The following is a 22742-nucleotide window of genomic DNA, read 5'->3' as shown; positions in this document are numbered from 1 at the left end:
GGCGCCGGCCGCCCCGCCGGGTACGACCGTCAGTTCTTGTGCGCCGCCCAGGCGTGCTGGATGACCAGGTCGGCCTTCAGCTCCGTCAGCTGGATCGCGACCGCCGACGGGGCGGTGCCGCCGCGGCCGTCGCGGGAGGCCAGGGCGCCCTTGACGTTGAGGACCGTACGGACCTCCGGCGTCAGGTGCTCCGAGATCTTCGCGAACTGCTCGTCCGTCAGCTCGTCGAGCTCGATGCCGAGCCCCTCGCACTCCTTGACGCAACCGCCGGCCACCTCGTGCGCCACCCGGAACGGCACGCCCTGCTTGACCAGCCACTCCGCGATGTCGGTGGCGAGCGAGAAGCCGGCCGGCGCCAGCGCCTCCATCCGCTCCCGGTTGATCGTGAGGGTGGCCATCATCCCGGTGAAGGCCGGCAGCAGGACTTCGAGGGTGTCGCAGGAGTCGAAGACCGGCTCCTTGTCCTCCTGGAGGTCCCGGTTGTAGGCCAGGGGAAGGGCCTTGAGGGTGGCGAGCAGGCCGGTCAGGTTGCCGATGAGGCGGCCCGACTTGCCGCGCGCCAGCTCGGCGATGTCCGGGTTCTTCTTCTGCGGCATGATCGACGACCCGGTGGAGAAGGCGTCGTGCAGGGTCACGAAGGAGAACTCCTTCGTGTTCCAGATGATGATCTCCTCCGCGATCCGGGACAGGTTGATCCCGATCATCGCGGTGACGAAGGCGAACTCGGCGACGAAGTCGCGCGAGGCCGTGCCGTCGATGGAGTTTCCGACCGAGCCGCGCTCGAAGCCCAGTTCGGCGGCGACCGCCTCCGGGTCCAGGCCGAGCGAGGAGCCCGCGAGGGCGCCCGAGCCGTACGGGGAGACCGCGGTCCGGGTGTCCCACTGCCGCAGCCGCTCCGCGTCCCGGGACAGGGCCTGCACGTGGGCCAGTACGTGGTGGGCGAAGAGCACCGGCTGCGCGTGCTGCAGGTGGGTCCGGCCGGGCATGGCCACGTCGGCGTGCGCCTCGGCGAGGCCGACCAGCGCGTCCTGGAGCTCGGCGACGAGGCCGCCGATGATCCGGGCGTGGTCGCGCAGGTACATGCGGAAGAGAGTGGCGATCTGGTCGTTGCGCGACCGGCCGGCGCGCAGCTTGCCGCCGAGGTCGGCGCCGAGCCGCTCCAGCAGGCCCCGCTCCAGCGCGGTGTGGACGTCCTCGTCGGCGATGGTGCCGGTGAAGGAGCCGTTCTCCACGTCGACCGCGAGCTGGTCCAGGCCCGCGATCATGCGGCCGAGCTCTTCGTCCGTGAGCAGGCCCGCCTTGGCGAGCACACGGGCGTGGGCCTTGGAGCCCGCGATGTCGTACGGGGCCAGGCGCCAGTCGAAGTGGACCGACGCGGACAGCTTCGCGAGGGCCTCGGCGGGACCGTCGGCGAACCGAGCGCCCCAGAGCCGGACGTCACCACCGTTGTTGCTGCTCACAGCTACTGCTCCTCAAGAACGTGCATTGCTTCGGATGTGCAACCGCCTCCCCGCCGCGGAGGTAACGGGGAGGCGGTCCGTACTACGGTCTACGGTGTCGCGTCAGGCGAGGTCGCGGCGGGCCGCGATCTTCGAGGACAGGCCGAAGATCTCGATGAAGCCCTGGGCCTTCGACTGGTCGAAGGTGTCGCCCGAGTCGTAGGTCGCGAGGTTGAAGTCGTACAGCGACTCGTCGGACTTCCGGCCGGTGACGACCGCGCGGCCGCCGTGCAGGGTCATCCGGATGTCGCCGCTGACGTGCTGGTTGGCCTCGTTGATGAAACCGTCCAGCGCCCGCTTCAGCGGGGAGAACCACAGGCCGTCGTAGACCATCTCGCCCCAGCGCTGCTCGACCTGCCGCTTGTAGCGGGCCAGCTCGCGCTCGACGGTGACGTTCTCCAGCTCCTGGTGGGCGGTGATCAGCGCGATCGCGCCCGGGGCCTCGTACACCTCGCGGGACTTGATGCCCACGAGCCGGTCCTCGACGATGTCGATCCGGCCGATGCCCTGGGCCCCGGCGCGCTCGTTGAGCTGCTGGATGGCCTGGAGCACGGTGACGGGCTTGCCGTCGATGGCGACCGGGACGCCCTCCTTGAAGGAGATGACGACCTCGTCGGCCTCGCGCGGGAGGGCCGGGTCCGCGGTGTACTCGTAGATGTCCTCGATCGGCGCGTTCCAGATGTCCTCCAGGAACCCCGTCTCGACGGCGCGCCCGAAGACGTTCTGGTCGATGGAGTACGGGGACTTCTTGGTGGTCGCGATCGGCAGGTCCGCCTTTTCGGCGAAGGCGATGGCCTTGTCGCGGGTCATCGCGTAGTCGCGGACCGGGGCGATGCACGTGAGGTCGGGGCCGAGGGCGGCTATGCCGGCCTCGAAGCGGACCTGGTCGTTGCCCTTGCCGGTGCAGCCGTGGGCGACGGTGCTCGCGCCGTGCTTGCGGGCGGCGGCCACGAGGTGCTTGACGATCGCGGGCCGCGAGAGGGCGGAGACCAGCGGGTAGCGGTCCATGTAGAGGGCGTTCGCCTTGATCGCCGGGAGGCAGTACTCGTCGGCGAACTCGTCCCTGGCGTCGGCGACCTCGGCCTCCACCGCACCGCAGGCGAGTGCCCGCTTGCGGATGACGTCCAGGTCCTCGCCGCCCTGACCGACGTCCACCGCGACCGCGATGACCTCGGCGCCCGTCACCTCGGCGATCCAGCCGATGGCGACGGAGGTGTCCAGACCGCCCGAATAGGCGAGTACGACGCGCTCGGTCACGGGGTTCTCCTTACACGGTGCATCCGCCGTCACGTCCAACAGCGGTAGGCATAACTATGCACTGCTCTGCATGTTTCGTCAATCGACGGAATAACAGGAGGTCAGCGCGGGTACCGAGCGCCTAAAGTGCGCGGATGGAGATGCTGCCGCCCCTGTCCCGGACCGAATTCTGCTCACCCGCCGTCCGACTGCTGCACGGCAAGGACCCCGCGCGCGCCCTCGACGGCGGCAACCCGCAGGCCTGGGCGGATCTCGACAGGAGCATTCGCTTTTACACCACCGCCCGCTACCGGCGCAGCACCCCTTCCGGCACCGTCCAGGTGGGCAGGCACTGGTTCGACGCCCGCGAAGTCGCCGACTGGAGCACCGCCCCGTACTGGCACGACGGGCACGGGGCGACCTGGGCCGCCGCGCCCCCGGCCGCCGCCGAGCTCGCGCTCGGCCTGTGCCACGCCGACCGCAAGGTGCGGGAGGCCGCCCTCGGGCACGCGGCCGGACGGCCCGAGGTCCTGGCGCTGCTGCTGATCCGGTGCGCCGACTGGAAGGAGCCCGTACGGGAGCGGGCCCGGGCGGTGCTGACCGCGGAACTGGACGCGGCCGCGCCGGGCCTCGTACGCACCCTGGTGCCCCACGCCCTGTTCCTGAGCCCGCGCCGGTACGGCGCCTGGGCCTGGGAGCGGTGCCTGGACCGGCTCGGCTCGCCCGCCGACCTGACCGTCGAACTGGACCGGCTGGTCCTCACCGGGCAGACCCCCCAGGTCCGGCGCGATGCCCTCGGCCTGGCCCTGGAGAGCGGGATCCTGACGCCCGAGCGGCTGCTCGAAACCGCCGCCGCGAGCCGGGACCGCGTGGTGCGCAGGCGCTGCGAGGTGGCCGCCCGGCCGGCCCTGGACGCCCGCGCCGCCTCGCTCCCCGGCCCCCTCGTCGACTCCCTGCTCGCCCAGGGACGCGCGTCCCTGCGGGCGACCGCCGTCCGCGCCCTGCGCCCTGCCGGGCGGACCGGCGAACTGCCCGCATACCTGGCCGACCCCTCGGCACGGGTACGGGAAGCGGCCCGCGGGGAGCTGCGCGCCGCCGGGCAGGACCCGCTCGCCCTCTACCGCGCACGGTGCGCGGACTCCCCGGTGCCCGGCGCGGTGTTCGGGCTGGCCGAAACCGGGGACGCCTCGGACCTGCCCCTGCTGCGGCTCCTCGCCCGGTCCCCCGAAGGGCGCCTGCGGGCCGCGGCCGTCCACGGCCTGCGCAGGCACGGCGCCACCACACCCGAAGAGCTGCTGCCGTACCTGGCGGACCCGCATCCGCCCGCCGCCCGGGCGGCACGCTCGCTGGTGGTCCCGTACGCGGACACCCGGCCGGAGTCCTGGCTGCTGGAGCTGTTCGCGCCCGGCCGGCCCGAGTCCGTGCGGGTCGCGGCCCTGGTCCTGCTGGAGCTGCGCCCGCTGCTGGTCCGGCGCCGGATCGCCCGGTCCCTGACCTCCCACCGCGACCCCGCCGTGCGCGGCTGGGCCCGGAAGCTGCTCCAGCAGCGCCTGAAATGGCGGGCGTACGAGGGCCGGGTCGCAGCGCGGGAGCTCACAGACGGGACGGGGACACGAGTGGACGAAGTCGTCGACACCGAGGACCCGGCCTCCTGGACCGCGCTGGACATCGGGGTGCGGTCCATGGCCCCCTACCGGCCCGAGGCCCTGGGCTCCCGTACCGCGACCGCCCTGTGCCACTGGGACGGCCGGATCCGGGAGCGCGCCGTCGCCGAGGCCGCGGGCACCCCCGAGCTGCTGCCGCTGGTCCTCCTGCGCTGCGCCGACTGGGCCCCGCAGGTCCGGGAGGCAGCCCGGCGCGTCATCACGGAGGCGCTCCGGGAGGCCGGGGACCAGACCCTGCGCGCCCTGACCCCGATGGTGATGCACCTGGCGAAGCGCCACGAGAGCCGGTGGGCCACGGCGGCCTTCGAGGCGGCCCTGCGCGAGCCCCGGTACGCGGCGGTCTTGGCGGAGCTGTGCTCCCATCGCGACCTGCGGACCCGCCGGGCGGCCGTACGGATCACCCTGGAGGCCGCCGGCTCCTTCACGGCTTCCGAGCTGGCCCGGCGCGCCGCCGGGGAACCGGACGCGGTCCTGCGGCACCTGTGGACGCGGGCCACGATGGCCGCCTTGGCCGCGCACGGCCCCGAGGACTCCGCGGTCGACGCGCTGCTGGCCTCCCGCGCCGGATTCGTACGCGCGGCGGGCGTCACCGCTCTGCGCGCGGCCGGGCGGGCCGGCGAGGCACCCCGGTACCTCGCCGACCCGTCGGGGACGGTCCGGGCCTGTGCCCGGTGGCTGCTCCGGCAGGACGGGGCCGACGCGCGCGCCGCGTACCTGCGGCTGTGCGCGGACTCCCCGGCGCCCGGGGCCGTACTCGGGCTCGCGGAGTGCGCCGAGCGCGCGGACTCCGCCGCGCTGACCGGCCTGCTCGGCCACCGGGACGGCCCGATCCGGGCGGCTGCCGTCGCGGGGCTGCGGCTGCTCGACGGGCCCGACCCCGGCCCGGACGCACTGACCGCACTGCTGGACGACCCGTCACCTGCGGTGGTCCGGGAGGCGACGCGCTCGCTGCGCCCGGTGGCGGGCCGGCTGGCGGCGGGCCCGCTGGTGGCCCGCACCCTGCCGGACCGCCCCGCGCACGTCCGCCGGGCCGCTCTGAGGCTGCTGGCCGCCCAGGCCGCCGACGAGGGGCTGCCCGCGCTGACCGCCGCACTGGACGACCCCGACCCGGCACTGCGGCGCATCGCGCTGGACCTGCTGCGGGGATGGGACTGGCAGGCGACGGCCCGCCGGGAGACCTTCGAACGGAGGGAGCTGCGAACCCTCTACGAGCGGTACTACGTCAAGCTCGACTGGGCCGAGATGCGCAGGACCCGTCTCATCTGGTGAAAATGCGGTCCGCCCCCGCCCCCGACACGCCGATAATCGGATCATGGGAAAGCTCTATGACCGCATTGACAGCCGCATGCGCACCTTCATCGAGGAGCAGCCGGTCTTCTTCACCGCCACCGCGCCGCTGTCCGGCGACGGGCACGTCAACCTCTCCCCCAAGGGCCGCGCGGGCACGCTCGTCGTCATCGACGAAACGACCCTCGCCTACCTGGACTTCGGCGGCAGCGGGGCCGAGACCATCGCGCACGTCCGCGAGAACGGCCGCATCACGCTGATGTGGTGCGCGTTCAGCGGGCCGCCGAACATCGTGCGCATCCACGGCGACGGCGAGGCCGTCTTCCGCGACGACGCGCGCTGGGACGGGCTGATCGAGCGGTTCGGGGACGCGGACGGGCCTTCGGCGCGGGCCGTCATCCTCGTGAGGACCCGGCGGATCGCCACCGTGTGCGGGTTCGCCGTCCCCCTGATGGACTATCAGGGCGAGCGCTCGCTCCACGCGGAGTACTTCGGCCGCAAGACGGACGAGGAGTTCAACGAGTACTGCGAGAAGAAGGAGTTCATCGGGGTGAGCGTCGACGGCCTGCCTGCGCTGCCGCTGCCCCTTCCGCCCCGTACCGTCTGACATGTGCTGCGTACCGCGTTCCTCGCCGCCTCACTGATCGTCACCAGCCTGCTGGGACAGGGCCCCCACGGTGACCCGCCGCTGCCCGTCCTGCTCGCCGACACCGGCGGCGGGAGCCAGCTGATCACTGCGGTGGCCCCGGGCCCCGGCTCCACGACCGGACGCCTGACCTGGTGGGACCGGCGGGCGGGCCGCTGGTACGAGGCGGGGAGCGCCCCGGCCCGGTTCGGCGCGAACGGGCTGACCGAGGGCGCGACCCGGACCCAGGGCACGGACACCACCCCGGCCGGCCTGTACGCGCTCCCCTACGCCTTCGGCATCGCGCAGGCCCCGGCCGGTACGGCGTACCGCTACCGGCGGGTGACCCCGGACTCCTGGTGGTGCCAGGACAATGCCTCGGAGAGCTACAACCGCTGGGTGGAACCGCTGCCCGCGGACTGCGCGCCCGGCGAGGCGGAGCACCTGACCACGTACGAGACGCAGTACGCGCACGCGCTGGTCATCGCCTTCAACTACGAGCACCCGGTACGGGGCCGGGGCGCGGGCATCTTCCTGCACGTGAACGGCAAGGGCGCGACGGCCGGCTGCGTCTCGGTCCCCGAGGACGCGATGCGCGCGGTGCTGCGCTGGGCGAACCCGCGCAGGAGCCCGCACATCGCGATCGGCACGGAGTCGGGGCCCCTCGCGGTGACGCAGTACTGAGGGCCTTCTGACGACAGGCCCTAGCCCTCCTTCTGCGCCAGCCTCAACAGGTGGTCGGCGAGTGCCTGGCCGCCCGCCGGGTCGCGGCTGATCAGCATCAGGGTGTCGTCGCCCGCGATCGTGCCGAGGATGGCCTGGAGTTCGGCCTGGTCGATCGCGGAGGCGAGGAACTGGGCCGCACCCGGCGGGGTGCGCAGGACCACGAGGTTCGCGGAGGCCTCCGCCGAGATCAGCAGTTCACCGGAGAGGCGCCGCATGCGCTCCTCCTTCGCCGACTCGCCGAGCGGCGCCTGCGGGGTGCGGAAGCCGCCCTCGCTGGGGACCGCGTAGATCAGCTCGCCGCCGGTGTTGCGGATCTTCACCGCGCCGAGCTCGTCGAGGTCGCGGCTGAGCGTCGCCTGGGTGACGCTCAGCCCGTCGTCGGCGAGCAGCTTGGCCAACTGGCTCTGGGAGCGGACCGGCTGCCGGTTGAGGATGTCCACGATCCGGCGGTGGCGGGCGGTGCGGGTCTGCGGAACGGACTGCCCGTTCTGCTCGTGTTCCTGCGCCTGACTCATCGTCGTCCCATTCCCCGGTCGGTCATCCGTCCACGTCCGCGGCGGACTTCGCTGCGTCCAGCACACCGGGCAGGGCCTGCAGGAACACGTCCACCTCGGCCTCGGAGAGCACGTACGGAGGCATGAGCCGTACGACGTCGGGGGCGGGCGCGTTGACCAGGAAGCCGGCGTCCTGAGCCGCGCGCTGCACCTGCGCTGCGAGCGGCTCGGTCAGCACGATACCCAGCAGAAGGCCCGCGCCGCGGACGTGTGAGACGAGCGGGTGTGCGAATCCTTCGATTCCGGCCCGCAACCGCTCTCCGCGCTCCTTGACCTGGTCGAGGAGTCCGTCGGCGGCGATGGTGTCGATCACCGCGAGGCCGGCGGCGCAGGCGATCGGGTTGCCGCCGAAGGTGGTGCCGTGCTGGCCGGGCTGGAGCAGGTCGGCCACGGGGCCGAAGGCGGCGACGGCGCCGATCGGCAGACCGCCGCCGAGGCCCTTCGCGAGGGTGACGACGTCGGGCTCCACGCCCTCGTGGGCCTGGTGCTCGAACCACTGGCCGCAGCGCCCGATGCCGGTCTGCACCTCGTCGAGGACGAGCAGGGTGCCGGTGGCCCGGGTGATCTCGCGGGCGGTCGTCAGATATCCGGCCGGCGGCACGACCACTCCGTTCTCGCCCTGGATCGGCTCGATGATCACGAACGCGGTCTCTTCGGTGACGGCGGCCCGCAGGGCCTCCACGTCGCCGTACGGAACGTGCGTGACGTCTCCGGGCAGCGGCAGGAACGGGCCCTGCTTCTTGGGCTGGCCGGTGAGCGCCAGGGCGCCCATGGTGCGGCCGTGGAAACCGCCGTCGGTGGCGACCATGTGGGTCCGCCCGGTGAGCCGGCCGATCTTGAAGGCGGCTTCGACGGCCTCGGCGCCCGAGTTGCAGAAGAAGACCTTGCCGGGGCGGCCGAAGAGCTGGAGCAGCCGCTCGCCGAGCGCGAGGACCGGCTCGGAGGCGTACAGGTTGGAGACGTGGCCGAGGGTGGAGATCTGCTCGGTCACCGCGGTGACGATGGCCGGGTGCGCGTGGCCGAGGGCGTTGACGGCGATGCCGCCGACGAAGTCGGTGTACTGCTTGCCGTCCGCGTCCCAGACCTGGGCGCCTGCGCCGCGTACGAGGGCCAGCGCGGGGGTGCCGTAGTTGTTGGTCAGCGCGCCCTGCCAGCGGGCGGCGAAGTGCTGGTTGCTGGCGGCCTGGTTGCCGGTCATGCGGGGTCCCCTCCCTGTGTATCGATTGCCTGCGTGCCGACTGCCTGCGTGCCGAGTCCTTGCGTGCCGAGTCCCTGGTCGTCGAGCACGACCATCGTGCCGATTCCCTCGTCCGTGAAGATCTCCAGCAGGATCGAGTGCTGGACCCGCCCGTCGATCACGCGGGCGGTGGTCACCCCGTTGCGGACGGCGTGCAGGCAGCCCTCCATCTTCGGGACCATGCCGCTGGACAGCTCGGGCAGCAGCTTCTCGAGCTGGCTGACGGTGAGCCTGCTGATGACCTCGTCGCTGTTGGGCCAGTCCGCGTAGAGACCCTCCACGTCGGTGAGGACCATCAGCGTCTCGGCGCCAAGCGCGGCGGCGAGCGCCGCGGCGGCCGTGTCGGCGTTCACGTTGTACACGTGGTGGTCGTCGGCGCTGCGCGCGATGGAGGAGATGACCGGGATCCTGCCGTCCGCCAGCAGCGCTTCGATCGCGCCGGTGTCGATGGCGGTGATCTCGCCGACCCGCCCGATGTCGACGCTCTCGCCGTCGATCTCGGGCAGGTGCTTGGTGGCGGTGATGGTGTGCGCGTCCTCGCCGGTCATGCCGACGGCCAGCGGCCCGTGCTGGTTGAGCAGCCCGACCAGCTCGCGCTGGACCTGCCCGGCCAGGACCATCCGTACGACGTCCATCGCCTCGGGCGTGGTGACGCGCAGGCCCGCCTTGAACTCGCTGACCAGGCCCTGCTTGTCGAGCTGGGCGTTGATCTGCGGGCCGCCGCCGTGCACGACGACCGGCTTCAGGCCGGCCTGGCGCAGGAAGACGACGTCCTGGGCGAAGGCGGCCTTCAGGTCCTCGTCGATCATGGCGTTGCCGCCGAACTTGATGACGACGACCTTGCCGTTGTGCCGGGTCAGCCAGGGCAGGGCCTCGATGAGGATCTCGGCCTTGGGCAGTGCGGTGTGCCTGCGTGCAGTGCTCATGAGGAGTACGCGCTGTTCTCGTGGACGTACTCGGCGGTCAGGTCGTTGGCCCAGATGACCGCGGACTGCGAACCGGTGGACAGGTCGGCGGTGATGCGGACCTCGCGGCCCTTCATGCTGACCAGGTCGCGGTTCTCGCCGACCGAGCCGTTCTTGCAGACCCAGACGTCGTTGATGGCCACGTTCAGCCGGTCCGGGTCGAAGGCGGCCTTCGTGGTGCCGATCGCGGACAGGACGCGGCCCCAGTTCGGGTCCTCGCCGTGGATGGCGCACTTGAGCAGGTTGTTCCGGGCGATGGACCGGCCGACCTCGACCGCGTCCTCCTCGGTGGCCGCGCCGACGACCTCGATGCGGATGTCCTTGCTGGCGCCCTCGGCGTCACCGATGAGCTGGCGGGCCAGGTCGTCGCAGACCGTGCGTACGGCCTCCGCGAACGCCTCGTACGCCGGCACCTGGCCGGACGCGCCCGAGGCGAGCAGCAGCACCGTGTCGTTGGTGGACATGCAGCCGTCGGAGTCGACCCGGTCGAAGGTGGTGCGGGTCGCGCCGCGCAGCGCCTTGTCGAGGGTGGCGCTGTCCAGGTCGGCGTCGGTGGTGAGGACGACGAGCATGGTGGCCAGGCCCGGGGCGAGCATGCCCGCGCCCTTGGCCATGCCGCCGACGGTCCAGCCGTCCTGCGAGACGGTGGCCGTCTTGTGCACGGTGTCGGTGGTCTTGATGGCGATCGCGGCGGCCTCGCCGCCGTCGGCGGAGAGCGCGGCGACCGCGGTGTCGATGCCGGGGAGCAGCTTGTCCATGGGGAGCAGGACGCCGATCAGGCCGGTGGACGCGACGGCGACCTCGCCGGCGTTGACCTCGCCGCCCGTGCCGAGCCCGTTCAGGGCCTCGGCGACCTTCTCGGCGGTGGCGTGGGTGTCCTGGAAGCCCTTGGGGCCGGTGCACGCGTTGGCGCCGCCGGAGTTGAGGACCACCGCGCTGACGCTGGCGCCGCGCAGGACCTGCTCGGACCAGTGGACGGGGGCGGCCTTGACCCGGTTGGAGGTGAAGACGCCCGCCGCGGCCAGGCGCGGCCCGTTGTTGACCACGAGGGCCAGGTCGGGATTGCCGTTCGCCTTGATCCCGGCGGCGATGCCCGCCGCCGTGAACCCCTGTGCTGCCGTGACACTCACGGTGCGACTCCGATCGTGGAAAGACCCAGCGCCTCGGGGAGCCCGAGGGCGATGTTCATGCTCTGGACCGCGCCGCCGGCGGTGCCCTTGGTCAGGTTGTCGATGGCGCTGATCGCGATGATCCGCTGCGCGGCCTCGTCGTACGCGACCTGGATCTGAACGGCGTTGGAACCGTAGACGGAGGCCGTCGCCGGCCACTGCCCCTCGGGCAGCAGGTGGACGAAGGGCTCGTCCGCGTAGGCCTTCTCGTACGCGGCGCGGACCGCGTCGGCCGTGGTGCCCGGCAGCGCCTTGGCGCTGCAGGTGGCCAGGATGCCGCGGGGCATCGGCGCCAGCGTGGGCGTGAAGGAGACGGAGACCCGCTGCCCGGCGAGGGGGCTGAGGTTCTGCACCATCTCGGGCGTGTGGCGGTGGCCGCCGCCGACCCCGTACGGGCTCATGGAGCCCATGACCTCGGAGCCGAGCAGGTTCGGCTTGAGCGCCTTGCCGGCGCCGGAGGTGCCGGAGGCGGCGACGATCACGGCCTCGGGCTCGGCGAGCTGCGCGGCGTAGGCCGGGAACAGTGCGAGCGAGACGGCGGTCGGGTAGCAGCCGGGGACGGCGATGCGCTTGGAGCCGGCCAGGGCCGCGCGGGCGCCGGGCAGCTCGGGGAGGCCGTAGGGCCAGGTCCCGGCGTGCGGGGCGCCGTAGAACTTGTCCCAGTCGGCGGAGTCCTGGAGCCGGTGGTCGGCGCCCATGTCGACGACGAGGACCTCTTCGCCGAGCTGGGCGGCCACCGCGGCGGACTGCCCGTGCGGAAGGGCCAGGAAGACGACATCATGACCGGAGAGCACCTCGGGCGTGGTCGGCTCCAGGATGCGTCCGGCCAGCGGCACCAGGTGCGGCTGGAGCGCACCGAGCGGCTGCCCGGCGTTGGAGTTCGCCGTCAGCGCGCCGATCTCCACCTCGGGGTGGGCCAGCAGCAGGCGCAGCACTTCCCCGCCCGCGTATCCGCTCGCACCGGCCACCGCTACACGTACCACCATCGGACCCTCCTCCTCGATGGCATGACTATACGTAAGACCGCACGTTTATGCAAAGCAGTCGTCCGCCCCCGCTCCCCCAGTGTGACCTGCGGAGCAGCCCGGGCCCCAACCCTGAAGGACGTCCTGAGGGCGCGTTACGGGGCCTGCCGCTTCGGGGTCAGCGGGTTCGGGGCTGGTTGAAGCGGAGCATGTTGCCGGACGGGTCCCGGAAGGCGCAGTCGCGGACCCCGTACGGCTGGTCGACCGGCTCCTGGAGCACCTCGGCGCCGGCGGCCCGGATCCGCTCGAAGGTGGCGTCCACGTCGTCCGTGGAGAAGATCACCCCGCGGAGCACGCCCTTGGCCAGCAGTTCCGCCATCGCCTGCCGGTCGGCCGGCGAGGCGCCGGGGTCGGCGAGCGGGGGTTCGAGGACGATCTCCACGTCGGGCTGCTCGGGTGAGCCGACGGTCACCCAGCGCATCCCCTCGAAAGCGACGTCGTTGCGCACTTCCATGCCGAGGGCGTCGCGGTAGAAGGCCAGGGCCTTGTCGTGGTCGTCGACGGCGATGAAGCACTGCGCGAGCTTGATGGTCATGTCCCGAACGCTACGACGCGGCCGCGGATCCCGCTCCCCCGTTGCCCGCGGGATTGCGGACGGGCCGGGTGAAGACCTTGGCGACACAGGCCGGGATGGCGGCGCCGGCCTCGTGCCGCCGGGCCCGGTAGGCGCTGGGGGTCTCGCCGACCAGCTCCGTGAAGCGCGAGCTGAACGACCCCAGCGAGGTGCATCCGACCGCGAAGCAGACCTCGGTGACGCTCAGGTCGCCCCGCCGCAGCAGCGCCTTCGCCCGCTCGACGCGGCGGGTCATCAGGTAGCTGTACGGGGTCTCTCCGAAGGCCGCCCGGAAGCTGCGGGAGAAGTGCCCCGGCGACATGAGGGCGACGCCCGCCAGCACCGGTACGTCCAGCGGCTCGGCGTAGTCGCGGTCCATCACGTCCCGGGCGCGACGCAGCCGCACCAGGTCCTCGATCATCACGCGCACCAGCATCTCACGGCCGGTACGGGCCGAGGGGGCCACGGCGGGCGGCGGGCGGGCGACTGCGGCCAGGGGACACTGCGCGGGCCGTGGGGCCGGGAACGCGCCGGATTCCCGGCGACCCGGCTACCCGCCCGACTGCCTGCCTGCCTGCCTGCCTGCCTGCCGGCTGCTCCCCGGTCTTCTACTTCTCGTTCTTCGCGGCCTTCTCGGCCTTCTCCGCCTGCATCTGCTTGATGCGGACGGTCTCCTTGCGGACGTCGGCCTGGGTGGCGCGCTCCTTCGCGAGCCACTCCGGCATCTCCTGCTTCAGGGCCTCGATCTGCTCCGTGGTGAGCGCCTCGGTGACACCGCCGCGCGCCAGACCGGCGATGGAGACGCCGAGCTTCGCCGCGACCACCGGACGGGGGTGCGGGCCGTTGTTCCGGAGGTCCTGCAGCCACTGGGGCGGCTCGGCCTGGAGGGCGGTCAGCTCGGTGCGCGAGACGACACCCTCCTGGAACTCTGCGGGGGTGGCCTCGAGGTACACACCCAGCTTCTTCGCCGCAGTAGCGGGCTTCATGGTCTGGGTGGTCTGGTGCGACGTCATGGGGTCAAGGGTATCGAGCATGTGCGCCACCTCCGACCACGGCCGGTAATCTGGCCGGGTGACAGACTCCCGGACACCCCCGTCGTTCCAGCTCGCATACGTCCCCGGGGTGACTCCCACGAAGTGGGTCCGGATCTGGAAGGAACGACTGCCCGACGTTCCACTGACCCTCGTCCCGGTCGCTCCGGCCGACGCCCCCGCCCTGCTGCGCGGTGGCGGCGCCGACGCCGGGTTCGTCCGGCTGCCGATCGACCGTACGGATCTCAGCGCGATCCCGCTCTACACCGAGACCACGGTCGTCGTGATCCCGAAGGACCACCTCATGGCCGCGGCCGAGGAACTGTCCCTCGCGGAGCTGGCCGACGACATCGTGCTCCACCCGCTGGACGACACCCTCGAGTGGGAGCAGCTGCCGGGCAAGGCCGCGCTCCAGCGCCCGGAGACCACGGCCGACGCGATCGAGCTGGTGGCGGCGGGCATCGGGGTCCTGGTCGTGCCCCAGTCGCTCGCGCGGCTGCACCACCGCAAGGACCTCACCTACCGGACCCTGCTGGACGCCCCCGAGTCGCGCGTCGCGCTGTCGTGGCCCGAGGCGGACGAGACTCCCGAGCTGGTCGAGGAGTTCATCGGGATCGTGCGCGGGCGGACCGTCAACAGCTCGCGCGGGCGCGGACGTACTCAGCCCGAGCCCGAGCAGAAGAAGGCGAAGCCGGCGGCCCGGAAGCCGGCCCCCAGGTCGGGCGGCAAGCCGGCGGCCAAGAACCCGCGCTCCGGCGCCCCCAAGGGCGGCAAGGCCACGGCCAAGTCCACCGGCAAGCGCGGGAAGCCCCGCGGCCGCTAGTTCAGCTGGTTCTGTCGGTTCATCGGTTCAGTCGGTTCAGCTGGTTCAGCCGCCGAGCAGGTGGACCGCGGCGGCCAGCGAGCCGATGGCGGGCAGCACCCCGATGACCACCGCGGCGAACGTGAAGACCCTGGCCGGGTTCGGGTACGCGCGCGGGTCGGCGAAGTTCGCGCACAGCAGGAGCAGCGACGACGGCAGGAAGACCCACCCCCCGTCCAGCAGGCCGAAGAGCGCCCACCCCGCCAGCACGACCGCGAGGGCCACGCACGAGGTCATGAACCAGGCCCGGTTCGCGCGCAGGACCGGCGGCGCCGCGAGCAGCAGGACCGGGGCGATCACCACGAACGGCGACAGCCCGGCCCGGAGCGCCTCCCCCACGAGCGGCACCGGAAGGATCAGCGCGGCCAGCGCGATCCCCTGCTGCCACGGGTGGGCGGCCCGCGCCCGGCGCACCGCGACGCCGCCGCCCGCCGCGCCCCGCCCGGGCGCCACGATCCCCGCCATCCCTGCCCCCTCGATCCATCCGCCCCAGTCGACTTGAACGCGTTCAAGCTAGCGGATATTCGCACTCCCTGGCGATGGCCGGAGAGCGTTGCGCCCGCCACACACCCGTCCCTATAGTCACTTCGTATTCATTTCGTCACGCTGAGTGAGCTGGGGGCAAGGGTGTTACGTATCGGCAAGGGACCGACCCGAAAGGGATGGGCCCGAAAGGGATGGGTCTCGCTCGCCGCACTGGCCGCCGGGGCGGTCCTCGCCCTGGGAATGGGGGCCGCGCCCGCGAGCGCGGCCGAGGGCTCGTGCGCCGGCGGCGCCACCGGGCGGCTGCCGCGACTGCAGGACCACCGGTTCTACGTGCAGTGCGCGGGCGGGGTCGCCACCGTCGTGGCCTGCCCCACCGGGCAGGTCTACGCTCCCGCCGCACAGCTCTGCGAAGCCCCCGAGCTGGTCCGGCCCGCCGTGGCAACGGTCACCACGGCCGGCCCGGCGAAGCTGAACGGGCTGCTCTTCGGGGTCAAGAACCTCAGCACCACCGTGCGGATCGCGGACGCGCCGGCCGGGCTGGACGGCGTACCGGTCACCTTCACCACCGTCGGCGGCCGGACGCTCTGCACCGCCGTCACCGACCAGTTCGGAGCCGCCCGCTGCGACACCCCGGCCCGGCTGACGATCCCGCTGGACGAACTCCTGCGCGGCTACCGGGCGAACTACGCGGGCATCGGCGGGATCTACCTCCCCTCCTCCGCCACCGCCCCCATCGCGCTCCTCTAGGAGGCGGAATCCGTCCCCTTGGAGGCGGATTCCATCCCTGAGGCGGACCCCAGCGAGTGCCGGACCCAGACGTTCGGCTCCACGTAGACCGCGAAGCCCTGCTCCGGTTCGCAGCGGACCGGAGCCAGGGCGCCCGGAACGCGGACCGGGCCCTCCGTGTCGAAGGGCAGGCCGGTCCAGTCGCGCCACTGCTCGAGGGAGCCCGTGATCGTCATCGACAGCGGGGCCACCGAGTCGATGACGCCGCCCGCCCGCACGTGGACCCGTAGCCACGGGTCGTGCGGGAGGCCGTCCTCGCGGGTGCGGTACGCGTACTCGTGGATCGAGGTGTCGGGCTCGGCCGGCTTTCCGCTGGGCCGGACCGGCGCCACCACCTCGGCGAAACCGCGCGCCCCGGCGTTCTCCCGCATCGCGGCGAGCATCCGGCCGGACAGACCCTCGCCCTGCCGGTCGACGGCGACGCTGATCTCGATCGCGCTCACGGTGTCGGCCCGGGCCCCGCGCCGCAGGTCGGAGAAGGCCCACATCAGGATCCGGTCCCAGCCCTGCGCGGGCAGCACCCCGTCACGGCCCGGCGCGTGCTGCGCGAAGGGCACGCTGAAGCCCCGGGCGACCACCTCGTCGCCGTCCGTGGCGATCAGGACGTACTCCGGGAGCTCGGCCACCATCCGCGGGTACAACAGCCAGGCCAGCGCGTCGTGCTGGGCGAACTCGGGCCACGAGTCCTTCATGTCCCAGAGCCGCGAGGCCAGTTCGGGCCGCTCCGCGACGGTGGTGATCCGGATGCCCGCGCCGCCGTTGCCCGCGCCGCCTATGTCTGTGATGTCTTCCATGCCCGCAGGCTAGGCACGCCCCACCTGCGGCTCAACCGATTTAGCCGGTTCGGGCAGTGGTTCAGACGGGCGCCTGGAGGGAGAGGTGCCAGCGCCTCGGCCGGCCGGCGAGGGTGAGCGTGGACAGGGGGCGGACGTCCACGTTCCAGTACGTCAGCGGCGGCGCGTTCAGGGCGTACACGAGGGCCGCCCGGACCACCGACGGCTCCGCCACCGCCACGATCGCTCCCCCGTCGTCGGCCGGCCGGGTGTCGAGCCAGCCTCCGATCCGGGTGATGAAGGCGAGCAGGGACTCCCCGCCGTGCGGCGCGGCGTGCGGATCGCTGAGCCAGAGGTCCACGGCCGCGGGGTCCCGGGCGGCCACCTCGGCCAGGGTGAGCCCGCGCCAGCGGCCCATGTCGCACTCCCGCAGGGCGGGTTGCGCCATCGGGGCATAGCCGAGGGCGGTCCCGGTGGCCCGGCTGCGCGAGGTCGGCGAACAGTAGCGGAGCTCGGCCGAGCCCAGCGGGACGAGCCCGCGCGCGGCGGATTCCACCGCGCGCCAGCCGTCCACGTCGAGGGGGCGGTCGTCGTCGAAGCGCTCGGCGAGCAGCGAGGTACCACGGGCTGCTGCGACTAGCGAAACCCGAACATGCATGCGGCGATGGTGATCCGCGTGCCGCAGGAGGTCAAGCGTCGGGACGAAGCCCGGACCGCAGCCGCCGGACGGCCTCGGTCAGCTCGCCCGCGCCGGACACCCCGGCGAAGCTCAGCCGGACGAACGGACCGGGCGGTTCCGCGCAGAAGTACGGCCGTCCCGGCGCGACCGCGACCCCGGCCCGCAGGGCGGCCGCCACGAAGGCCGCGTCGTCGCCGCCCCCGCCGGGCCGTGCCCACAACTGGTATCCGCCGCGCGGCGGATGGGGCACCACCAGCTCCGGCAGCTCCCGCCGCAGCGCCCCGGTGAGCACGTCCCGGCGGTGGCGCAGCTCGGCGGCGACGGCCTTGAGGTGGCGCGGCCAGGCGGGTGCGCCGACCAGTTCCAGGGCGGCCTCCTGGAGCGGCCGGGGCACGAAGAAGCTGTCCACGACCTGGATGGCGCGCAGCCGGTCGAAGACCGGGCCGCGGGCCGCCAGCGCGCCCACCCGCAGGCTGGGCGAGGTGACCTTGGTGAGCGAGCGCACGTGGACGACCACCCCGTCCGGGTCCTCGGCGGCGAGCGGCGCGGGCAGCGGGCCCGAGTCCTCGTGGGCCAGGGACCGCGCGTAGTCGTCCTCCAGTACGAACGCCCCGGCGGCGCGCGCGATCCGCAGCACCTCGCCCCGCCGCTCGCCGGACAGCACGGCCCCGGTCGGGTTCTGGAACAGCGGCTGGCATACGAACACCCGCGCCCCGGTCGCTTCGAAGGCGGCGGCCAGCAGCTCCGGCCGGACCCCGTCGGCGTCCACCGGGACGGGCACCGGCCGGCATCCGGCGGCCCGCGCGATGGCCAGCAGCCCCGGATAGGTCGGGGATTCGACGAGGATCGGCGCCCCCGGCGGGGCGAGCGCCCGCAGCGCGGTGGCGAGCGCGCTCTGCCCGCCGGCGGTCACCAGCACGTCCCCGGCCGCGACAGCCCCGCCGATCTCGCGGGCGAACCAGTCCCGCAGCTCCGCCAGGCCCTCCACGGGCGGCCGCCCCCACACTCCGGGCCGCCGGCCTGCCCGGGCGAGGGCCGCCGCCATGGCCCGCTCGGGCTGGAGCGCCGAGTGCAGGTAGCCGCTGTGCAGTTCGATGACCCCGGCGGGCGGGGCGGCCAGGGTGACCAGCACCCCGGAGGCGTCCACGGAGCGCGGCACCACCTCACCGGAGTCCTCGGCGCTCAGGGCGACGGCCTGCCAGGAGGTGTCGCCGAGCTGCTGGGTGTGCGTACGGGGCTGCGCGCGGTAGACCCCGGCTCCGGGGCGGGTGACCACCAGGCCTTCGGCGGCGAGCTGGGCGAGGGCCCGGGAGACGGTGACGGGACTGACCCGGTACTGCTCGACCAGGGCCCGGCTCGACGGCAGCTTTCCACCCACCGAGTAGCGGTTCAGCTCGACTCGAAGGGATTCCGCCAGTTCCGCCACACTGCTACGCTCGTACATGACAGCACAGAATAGCGCTACTCTCCCGAACGCGATAGCAGTTCGAGGTACCGCAGCCCGCCGGCCCCGGCCCGCCCTCGGGGGCACCACCCTCGCGGCGGCCGCGGTCGTCACCTTCTCGCTGACCTTCCCCGGTACCGCCTGGGGGCTGGAGAGCTTCGGCCCGTGGTCCCTCTTCGGCCTGCGCTGTCTGCTCGCGGGCCTGACGGCCGGCGGCTTCCTGCTGGCCCTACGGGTCCCCGTACCCGCCCGCGCCCACTGGGCGGGGCTGGCGGTCGTCGCGGGCGGTGTGGTCGTCGGCTTCCCCCTGCTCACCACCCTCGCCCTGCAGACTTCCACCACCTCGCACGCCGCCGTGGTGGTCGGCCTGCTGCCGCTCACCACGGCCATCGTCTCCTCGCTGCGCACCGGAGCCCGGCCCTCGCGGCGGTTCTGGGCCGCGGCCGTGGCCGGAGCGGTCGTCGTCCTCGGCTTCACCGTGGCCCAGAGCGGCGGCGCCCTCTCGGGCGGCGACGCCTTCCTCTTCGGTGCGCTGCTGGTGTGCGCGGCCGGGTACACCGAGGGCGGGCGCCTGGCACGGCTGCTGCCCGGCTGGCAGGTGATCGCCTGGGCGCTGGTCCTGTGCCTGCCCATCGGCATCGCCGGCTCCGCGCTCGGGCTCGCGTACGAACCGGTCGAGCTGACCGGCCGGGGGGTGGCCGGGCTGGTCTGGGTGGCGGTCGGCTCCTCCTTCCTCGGCCTCTACGTCTGGTACCGGGGCATGGCCGAGATCGGCGCCGCCCGCGCCAGCCAGCTTCAGCTCGCGCAGCCGCTGCTGACCCTCGTGTGGTCGGTCCTGCTGCTCGGCGAACGCCTTTCCCCGGCCGCGCCCGTCGCCGCCTGCGCGGTGCTCGTCTGCATCGCCGTGACGCAGCGGCCCGATGGGCCAAAAACGGGCCGAACGACCTAAACTGCTAGCACCGGATCGGACCGCCACCGAGGAGGTCAGCATGCGCGCGACCGAGGGCGACCAGCTGGTTCAGCACGGCAGGATCGTGGGCCAGCACGACAAGGTCGGTGAGATCACCCAGGTCCTGGGAGAGAACGGCACCCCTCCCTACCGCGTCCGCTTCACGGACGGACACGAGGCCGTCATGTCCCCCGGCCCCGACTGCGTGGTGAAGCACCCGGCCGACCACGACCGCTGAGGATCGGCGGCCGCGGCGCCGGGGAGGACTGACGCAGCGCACCGGACGAGCGCACCGGATCAGCGCGGCGGCACCGCCACCGGCGTCGGGTAGTGATCGGCGACCACCTGGGCCAACGCCCCGTTGGGGTCCGCGACCACCTGCTTCGCGGAGAAGTAGACGTGGCCGCGGACCTCCGGGTATCCGGCGGCGAACCGCAGGTGCCGGGACAGCTCGCGCGGATCGCGCCAGGCGGCGGTGGAGCTCTGCGCATCGCAGCGGTACAGCGCCTCCCCCACGTAGAGCTGGACGCGGGTGCCGGCGACGGTCCGCGCCCACCAGGGGACGATGGCGGCGTAGTCGGCGGCCGGGTGGCCGAGCTGCCAGTACGCCTGCGGCACGATGTAGTCGATCCAGCCCTCGCGCACCCACTTGCGGGTGTCCGCGTACAGATCGTCGTACGTGGCCACGCCCGCCTGCGTCGGCGAACCGAGCGGATCGCGGTCGGAGTTGCGCCAGACGGCGAAGGGGCTGATGCCGAAGCGCGCCGCGGGGCGCAGCGCCCGCAGCCGCTCGGACATCTCGCGGACCAGGGTGTCCGTGTTGTGGCGGCGCCAGTCGGCGCGGGTCGCGAAGGCCCGGCCGTACTGCTCGTAGGCGGCGTCGTCGTCGAAATCCCGGCCCTCGACGGGGTACGGGTAGAAGTAGTCGTCCCAGTGCACCCCGTCGAGGGGGTAGCGGGCGACGGCGTCGAGCATGGCGTCCTGCACGAAGCGGCGGACTTCCGGAAGTCCGGGGTTGTAGTACAGCTTGCCGCCGTAGGGCACGGTCCAGCCCCGGTTGCGGCGGGCCGGGTGCGCGGGTGCGAGCAGGCTCCGGTCGGTGTGGTTGGCCACCCGGTACGGGTTGAACCAGGCGTGCAGTTCCAGTCCCCGGGCGTGCGCTTCGGCGACGGCCGTGCCGAGCGGGTCCCAGCCGGGGTCGACGCCCTGCTCGCCGGTCAGCCACTGCGACCAGGGCTCGCGCGCCGAGGGCCACATGGCGTCGGCGGTCGGCCGGACCTGGAGGATCACCGCGTTGAGGCGGCGGGCGACGGCGGTGTCGAGGAGGGCCAGCAGTTCGGCGCGCTGCTCCCGCGCCGAGAGCCCGCTCTGCGAGGGCCAGTCCACGTTCTGCACGGAGGCGACCCACATCCCGCGGAACGCTGCCTCGCCCGCTCCGCGCACCCCCTTCCCCCCGCCCGCCTCCGACGGCCCGACCGCTCGCGCGGGGGCAGCCGCCACCGCCGCCAGCACCCCCGCCGCCGCGGCCAGGATTCCCCGCCTCCCGATGGACTCCATGTGACGACTCCGTTCCACTGCGTGACATTGCCTCGTGTCCGCCCAGCATGCCCGCCCCGGCCCGACACGCCGGGCAAGGTCGGGGGTAACGTCGGGGGGCGTGGCGGGCGCCGGAACGCAGTTACCACTGCACGAGTACGGGGGACCCGCGATGGAGAGCAGCGAAAGGCACGATGTGACGGACCTCCCAGACGACATCGCACGCGTCGGCGTAGTGGGCTGCGGCCAGATGGGCGCGGGCATCGCGGAGGTGTTCGCCCGGAGCGGGCTCGAGGTGATGGTCGCCGAAACCACCGGCGAGGCCCTCGAGCTCGGGCGGACCCGGCTGCACACCTCTCTGACCAGGGCCGCCGAACGCGGCAAGATCAGCGAGGAGGAGCGGGACGCCACCCTGGCCCGCCTGTCGTTCACCACCGACCTCGGCGAGTTCGCCGACCGCGACCTCGTCATCGAGGCGGTCGTCGAGAACGAGCAGGTCAAGACGGAGATCTTCCAGGTCCTCGACCAGGTGGTCACCCGCCCGGACGCGATCCTCGCCTCCAACACCTCCTCGATCCCGCTGGTCAAGCTGGCCGTCGCGACCTCGCGTCCCGACCAGGTCATCGGCATCCACTTCTTCAACCCGGCCCCGGTGCAGCAGCTCGTCGAGCTGATCCCGGCGCTGACCACGAGCGACGAGACCATCAAGCGCGCCGAGGCCCTGGTCGGCGGCGCCCTGGGCAAGCACGCGATCCGTGCCCAGGACCGTTCCGGCTTCGTCGTCAACGCGCTCCTCATCCCGTATCTGCTGTCCGCGATCCGGATGTTCGAGTCGGGCATCGCGAGCCGCGAGGACATCGACAACGGCATGGAGCTGGGCTGTGCCCACCCGATGGGCCCGCTGAAGCTCGCGGACCTCATCGGTCTGGACACGGTGGCCTCGGTGGCCGACTCGATGTACGCGGAGTTCAAGGAGCCCCTGTACGCGGCTCCCCCGCTGCTCCAGCGCATGGTCGATGCCGGCCGCCTCGGTCGCAAGACGGGTTCGGGCTTCTACCCGTACAGCTGACCCCCGCGGCGGGCCGCCCGCGGCTCAGCCGAGCCGCAGGTGGTGCAGCAGCAACAGCCCGGCCGCCATGTTGGCGGCCGGGATCTCGCCGCGCGCGATCATGTCGGGGACCAGCTTGAGCGGTACCCACTCGCGGCGCGAGGACTCGAAGTCGTCCTCGGGGTGGCCCGTGTACGTGGCCCCGTCCGCCCAGTAGAGGTGGTGGCGGGCGTCGGTCAGCCCGTTGGACGGCTCGACGGTCATCAGGTGGTGCAGGGGGCCGGGCCGCCAGCCCGACTCCTCCTCCATCTCGCGGGCGGCCGCCCGCTCGACGGACTCCCCGTCCTCGACGACCCCGGCGGGCAGTTCCCAGCCCCAGCTGTCGGTGATGAAGCGGTGGCGCCACAGCAGCAGCACCTCGTTGGCCTCGTTGACGGCCGTGGCGACGGCGACCGGGCGCAGCCGGATGACGAAGTGGTCCAGGTGCCGGCCGTCGGGGAGCTCCACATCGGCGAGATTCACATCGAACCAGCGGTTCGTGTACACGGTTTGCTCACTCAAGTTCATCCACTGCACGGTTCTGCCACCTTCCGATCGAGTAGGTGGCA

The 22742-nt window shown here is 72.9% G+C and carries 24 protein-coding genes; 8 read left to right on the top strand and 16 right to left on the bottom strand.

The genetic code is table 11. The annotated features are described in order from the left end of the window. Positions 1-29: 29 nt before the first annotated feature. Positions 30-1460, bottom strand: a complete 1431-nt coding sequence (gene argH / locus ACFWBW_RS27040) for an argininosuccinate lyase (RefSeq protein WP_385377269.1) — start codon at positions 1458-1460, stop codon at positions 30-32. Between the two features lie 102 nt (positions 1461-1562). After that, on the bottom strand, positions 1563-2756 hold the full coding sequence (locus ACFWBW_RS27035; protein WP_385377266.1) for an argininosuccinate synthase: 1194 nt from the start codon (positions 2754-2756) through the stop codon (positions 1563-1565). 134 nt (positions 2757-2890) lie between these two features. Here ACFWBW_RS27035 and ACFWBW_RS27030 point away from each other — a divergent pair, with 134 nt between their 5' ends. Genes ACFWBW_RS27030 through ACFWBW_RS27020 form a run of 3 tightly spaced genes read left to right on the top strand, consistent with a single transcriptional unit; the run spans position 2891 to position 6995 of the window. Further along, the gene (locus ACFWBW_RS27030; protein ID WP_385377263.1) at positions 2891-5668 is read left to right on the top strand and encodes a hypothetical protein; all 2778 of its coding nucleotides are present in this window, start codon (positions 2891-2893) and stop codon (positions 5666-5668) included. Positions 5669-5711: 43 nt separating this feature from the next. Then, positions 5712-6293, top strand: coding sequence for a pyridoxamine 5'-phosphate oxidase family protein (locus tag ACFWBW_RS27025; RefSeq protein ID WP_385377260.1), 582 nt, complete (start codon positions 5712-5714; stop codon positions 6291-6293). Between the two features lie 33 nt (positions 6294-6326). Further along, entirely contained in the window at positions 6327-6995 is a 669-nt protein-coding gene (locus tag ACFWBW_RS27020) for a L,D-transpeptidase (RefSeq protein WP_385377321.1), read from the top strand. Between the two features lie 20 nt (positions 6996-7015). Here ACFWBW_RS27020 and ACFWBW_RS27015 read toward each other — a convergent pair whose 3' ends face one another. The 8 genes from ACFWBW_RS27015 to ACFWBW_RS26980 form a co-directional block, all read right to left on the bottom strand. Continuing rightward, a complete protein-coding gene (locus ACFWBW_RS27015; protein WP_356880141.1) occupies positions 7016-7552 on the bottom strand; it encodes an arginine repressor in 537 nt (178 codons plus the stop codon). A 22-nt stretch (positions 7553-7574) separates the two neighbouring features. Beyond that, positions 7575-8789 (bottom strand): acetylornithine transaminase, encoded by a 1215-nt coding sequence (locus ACFWBW_RS27010; RefSeq protein ID WP_385377256.1) that lies wholly within the window; start codon positions 8787-8789, stop codon positions 7575-7577. Beyond that, on the bottom strand, positions 8786-9754 hold the full coding sequence (argB, locus tag ACFWBW_RS27005; RefSeq protein WP_385377253.1) for an acetylglutamate kinase: 969 nt from the start codon (positions 9752-9754) through the stop codon (positions 8786-8788). Before argB ends, ACFWBW_RS27010 begins: the two co-directional genes overlap by 4 nt. Next, positions 9751-10923: a bifunctional glutamate N-acetyltransferase/amino-acid acetyltransferase ArgJ gene (argJ, locus tag ACFWBW_RS27000; RefSeq protein ID WP_385377251.1), complete on the bottom strand. Its 1173-nt coding sequence runs from the start codon at positions 10921-10923 to the stop codon at positions 9751-9753. Before argJ ends, argB begins: the two co-directional genes overlap by 4 nt. Further along, positions 10920-11948: an N-acetyl-gamma-glutamyl-phosphate reductase gene (gene argC, locus ACFWBW_RS26995; RefSeq protein WP_385377248.1), complete on the bottom strand. Its 1029-nt coding sequence runs from the start codon at positions 11946-11948 to the stop codon at positions 10920-10922. Before argC ends, argJ begins: the two co-directional genes overlap by 4 nt. A 157-nt stretch (positions 11949-12105) precedes the next feature. Continuing rightward, on the bottom strand, positions 12106-12522 hold the full coding sequence (locus tag ACFWBW_RS26990) for a VOC family protein (protein ID WP_385377245.1): 417 nt from the start codon (positions 12520-12522) through the stop codon (positions 12106-12108). Positions 12523-12532: 10 nt separating this feature from the next. Next, on the bottom strand, positions 12533-12976 hold the full coding sequence (locus ACFWBW_RS26985) for a helix-turn-helix domain-containing protein (RefSeq protein WP_385377242.1): 444 nt from the start codon (positions 12974-12976) through the stop codon (positions 12533-12535). Between the two features lie 172 nt (positions 12977-13148). Next, positions 13149-13574 carry a DUF5997 family protein gene (locus ACFWBW_RS26980; RefSeq protein WP_385377239.1) on the bottom strand — a complete coding sequence of 142 codons (426 nt, stop codon included), beginning with the start codon at positions 13572-13574 and terminating at the stop codon, positions 13149-13151. A 37-nt stretch (positions 13575-13611) separates the two neighbouring features. Here ACFWBW_RS26980 and ACFWBW_RS26975 point away from each other — a divergent pair, with 37 nt between their 5' ends. After that, positions 13612-14394, top strand: coding sequence for a LysR family substrate-binding domain-containing protein (locus ACFWBW_RS26975; RefSeq protein ID WP_385377236.1), 783 nt, complete (start codon positions 13612-13614; stop codon positions 14392-14394). A 45-nt stretch (positions 14395-14439) separates the two neighbouring features. Here the strand turns inward: ACFWBW_RS26975 and ACFWBW_RS26970 are convergent, their stop codons facing one another. Then, positions 14440-14898 (bottom strand): hypothetical protein, encoded by a 459-nt coding sequence (locus ACFWBW_RS26970; RefSeq protein WP_385377233.1) that lies wholly within the window; start codon positions 14896-14898, stop codon positions 14440-14442. A gap of 162 nt (positions 14899-15060) precedes the next feature. On the opposite strand from ACFWBW_RS26970, the gene ACFWBW_RS26965 reads away from it, so the two are divergent. After that, positions 15061-15666, top strand: a complete 606-nt coding sequence (locus tag ACFWBW_RS26965; RefSeq protein ID WP_385377230.1) for a chitin binding peritrophin-A domain-containing protein — start codon at positions 15061-15063, stop codon at positions 15664-15666. Here the strand turns inward: ACFWBW_RS26965 and ACFWBW_RS26960 are convergent. The 3 genes from ACFWBW_RS26960 to ACFWBW_RS26950 form a co-directional block, all read right to left on the bottom strand. Next, on the bottom strand, positions 15663-16499 hold the full coding sequence (locus ACFWBW_RS26960; protein ID WP_385377227.1) for an N-acetyltransferase: 837 nt from the start codon (positions 16497-16499) through the stop codon (positions 15663-15665). The two genes, ACFWBW_RS26965 and ACFWBW_RS26960, sit on opposite strands and share 4 nt — an antisense overlap. A gap of 61 nt (positions 16500-16560) precedes the next feature. After that, entirely contained in the window at positions 16561-17136 is a 576-nt protein-coding gene (locus ACFWBW_RS26955) for a histidine phosphatase family protein (protein ID WP_385377224.1), read from the bottom strand. Between the two features lie 31 nt (positions 17137-17167). After that, positions 17168-18601: a PLP-dependent aminotransferase family protein gene (locus ACFWBW_RS26950; protein ID WP_385377221.1), complete on the bottom strand. Its 1434-nt coding sequence runs from the start codon at positions 18599-18601 to the stop codon at positions 17168-17170. Between ACFWBW_RS26950 and ACFWBW_RS26945 the strand changes: the two genes are divergently transcribed. Both ACFWBW_RS26945 and ACFWBW_RS26940 read left to right on the top strand, forming a co-directional pair. Continuing rightward, positions 18600-19550, top strand: a complete 951-nt coding sequence (locus ACFWBW_RS26945) for a DMT family transporter (protein ID WP_385377218.1) — start codon at positions 18600-18602, stop codon at positions 19548-19550. The two genes, ACFWBW_RS26950 and ACFWBW_RS26945, sit on opposite strands and share 2 nt — an antisense overlap. A gap of 40 nt (positions 19551-19590) precedes the next feature. Continuing rightward, on the top strand, positions 19591-19788 hold the full coding sequence (locus tag ACFWBW_RS26940) for a DUF1918 domain-containing protein (protein WP_384650345.1): 198 nt from the start codon (positions 19591-19593) through the stop codon (positions 19786-19788). Between the two features lie 59 nt (positions 19789-19847). On the opposite strand, the gene ACFWBW_RS26935 is transcribed toward ACFWBW_RS26940, so the two are convergent. Then, positions 19848-21107, bottom strand: a complete 1260-nt coding sequence (locus ACFWBW_RS26935; RefSeq protein ID WP_385377215.1) for a glycoside hydrolase family 10 protein — start codon at positions 21105-21107, stop codon at positions 19848-19850. A 151-nt stretch (positions 21108-21258) separates the two neighbouring features. On the opposite strand from ACFWBW_RS26935, the gene ACFWBW_RS26930 reads away from it, so the two are divergent. Continuing rightward, a complete protein-coding gene (locus ACFWBW_RS26930; protein WP_327251867.1) occupies positions 21259-22155 on the top strand; it encodes a 3-hydroxybutyryl-CoA dehydrogenase in 897 nt (298 codons plus the stop codon). A 24-nt stretch (positions 22156-22179) separates the two neighbouring features. Here the strand turns inward: ACFWBW_RS26930 and ACFWBW_RS26925 are convergent, their stop codons facing one another. Next, positions 22180-22701, bottom strand: coding sequence for an NUDIX hydrolase (locus ACFWBW_RS26925; RefSeq protein ID WP_383944901.1), 522 nt, complete (start codon positions 22699-22701; stop codon positions 22180-22182). Between the last annotated feature and the right edge of the window lie 41 nt (positions 22702-22742).

Origin of the sequence: Streptomyces sp. NPDC059957 (assembly GCF_042730015.1) — a bacterium.
Taxonomy (GTDB): Bacteria; Actinomycetota; Actinomycetes; order Streptomycetales; family Streptomycetaceae; genus Streptomyces.
This window is presented reverse-complemented; position numbering and strand designations above follow the sequence as displayed.

What these genes read in the sequence shown, in the direction of transcription:
- ACFWBW_RS27025 (WP_385377260.1), top strand. Translation starts at nt 5,712, where the DNA reads ATGGGAAAGCTCTATGACCGCATTGACAGCCGCATGCGCACCTTCATC.
- ACFWBW_RS27010 (WP_385377256.1), bottom strand. Translation starts at nt 8,789, where the DNA reads ATGACCGGCAACCAGGCCGCCAGCAACCAGCACTTCGCCGCCCGCTGG.
- ACFWBW_RS26970 (WP_385377233.1), bottom strand. Translation starts at nt 14,898, where the DNA reads ATGGCGGGGATCGTGGCGCCCGGGCGGGGCGCGGCGGGCGGCGGCGTC.
- ACFWBW_RS27015 (WP_356880141.1), bottom strand. Translation starts at nt 7,552, where the DNA reads ATGAGTCAGGCGCAGGAACACGAGCAGAACGGGCAGTCCGTTCCGCAG.
- argB (WP_385377253.1), bottom strand. Translation starts at nt 9,754, where the DNA reads ATGAGCACTGCACGCAGGCACACCGCACTGCCCAAGGCCGAGATCCTC.
- ACFWBW_RS26945 (WP_385377218.1), top strand. Translation starts at nt 18,600, where the DNA reads ATGACAGCACAGAATAGCGCTACTCTCCCGAACGCGATAGCAGTTCGA.
- ACFWBW_RS26925 (WP_383944901.1), bottom strand. Translation starts at nt 22,701, where the DNA reads ATGAACTTGAGTGAGCAAACCGTGTACACGAACCGCTGGTTCGATGTG.
- ACFWBW_RS26930 (WP_327251867.1), top strand. Translation starts at nt 21,259, where the DNA reads ATGGAGAGCAGCGAAAGGCACGATGTGACGGACCTCCCAGACGACATC.
- argC (WP_385377248.1), bottom strand. Translation starts at nt 11,948, where the DNA reads ATGGTGGTACGTGTAGCGGTGGCCGGTGCGAGCGGATACGCGGGCGGG.
- ACFWBW_RS26950 (WP_385377221.1), bottom strand. Translation starts at nt 18,601, where the DNA reads ATGTACGAGCGTAGCAGTGTGGCGGAACTGGCGGAATCCCTTCGAGTC.
- ACFWBW_RS26960 (WP_385377227.1), bottom strand. Translation starts at nt 16,499, where the DNA reads ATGGAAGACATCACAGACATAGGCGGCGCGGGCAACGGCGGCGCGGGC.
- ACFWBW_RS26940 (WP_384650345.1), top strand. Translation starts at nt 19,591, where the DNA reads ATGCGCGCGACCGAGGGCGACCAGCTGGTTCAGCACGGCAGGATCGTG.
- ACFWBW_RS26955 (WP_385377224.1), bottom strand. Translation starts at nt 17,136, where the DNA reads ATGCATGTTCGGGTTTCGCTAGTCGCAGCAGCCCGTGGTACCTCGCTG.
- ACFWBW_RS26985 (WP_385377242.1), bottom strand. Translation starts at nt 12,976, where the DNA reads ATGCTGGTGCGCGTGATGATCGAGGACCTGGTGCGGCTGCGTCGCGCC.
- ACFWBW_RS27030 (WP_385377263.1), top strand. Translation starts at nt 2,891, where the DNA reads ATGGAGATGCTGCCGCCCCTGTCCCGGACCGAATTCTGCTCACCCGCC.
- ACFWBW_RS26980 (WP_385377239.1), bottom strand. Translation starts at nt 13,574, where the DNA reads ATGCTCGATACCCTTGACCCCATGACGTCGCACCAGACCACCCAGACC.
- ACFWBW_RS26935 (WP_385377215.1), bottom strand. Translation starts at nt 21,107, where the DNA reads ATGGAGTCCATCGGGAGGCGGGGAATCCTGGCCGCGGCGGCGGGGGTG.
- ACFWBW_RS26990 (WP_385377245.1), bottom strand. Translation starts at nt 12,522, where the DNA reads ATGACCATCAAGCTCGCGCAGTGCTTCATCGCCGTCGACGACCACGAC.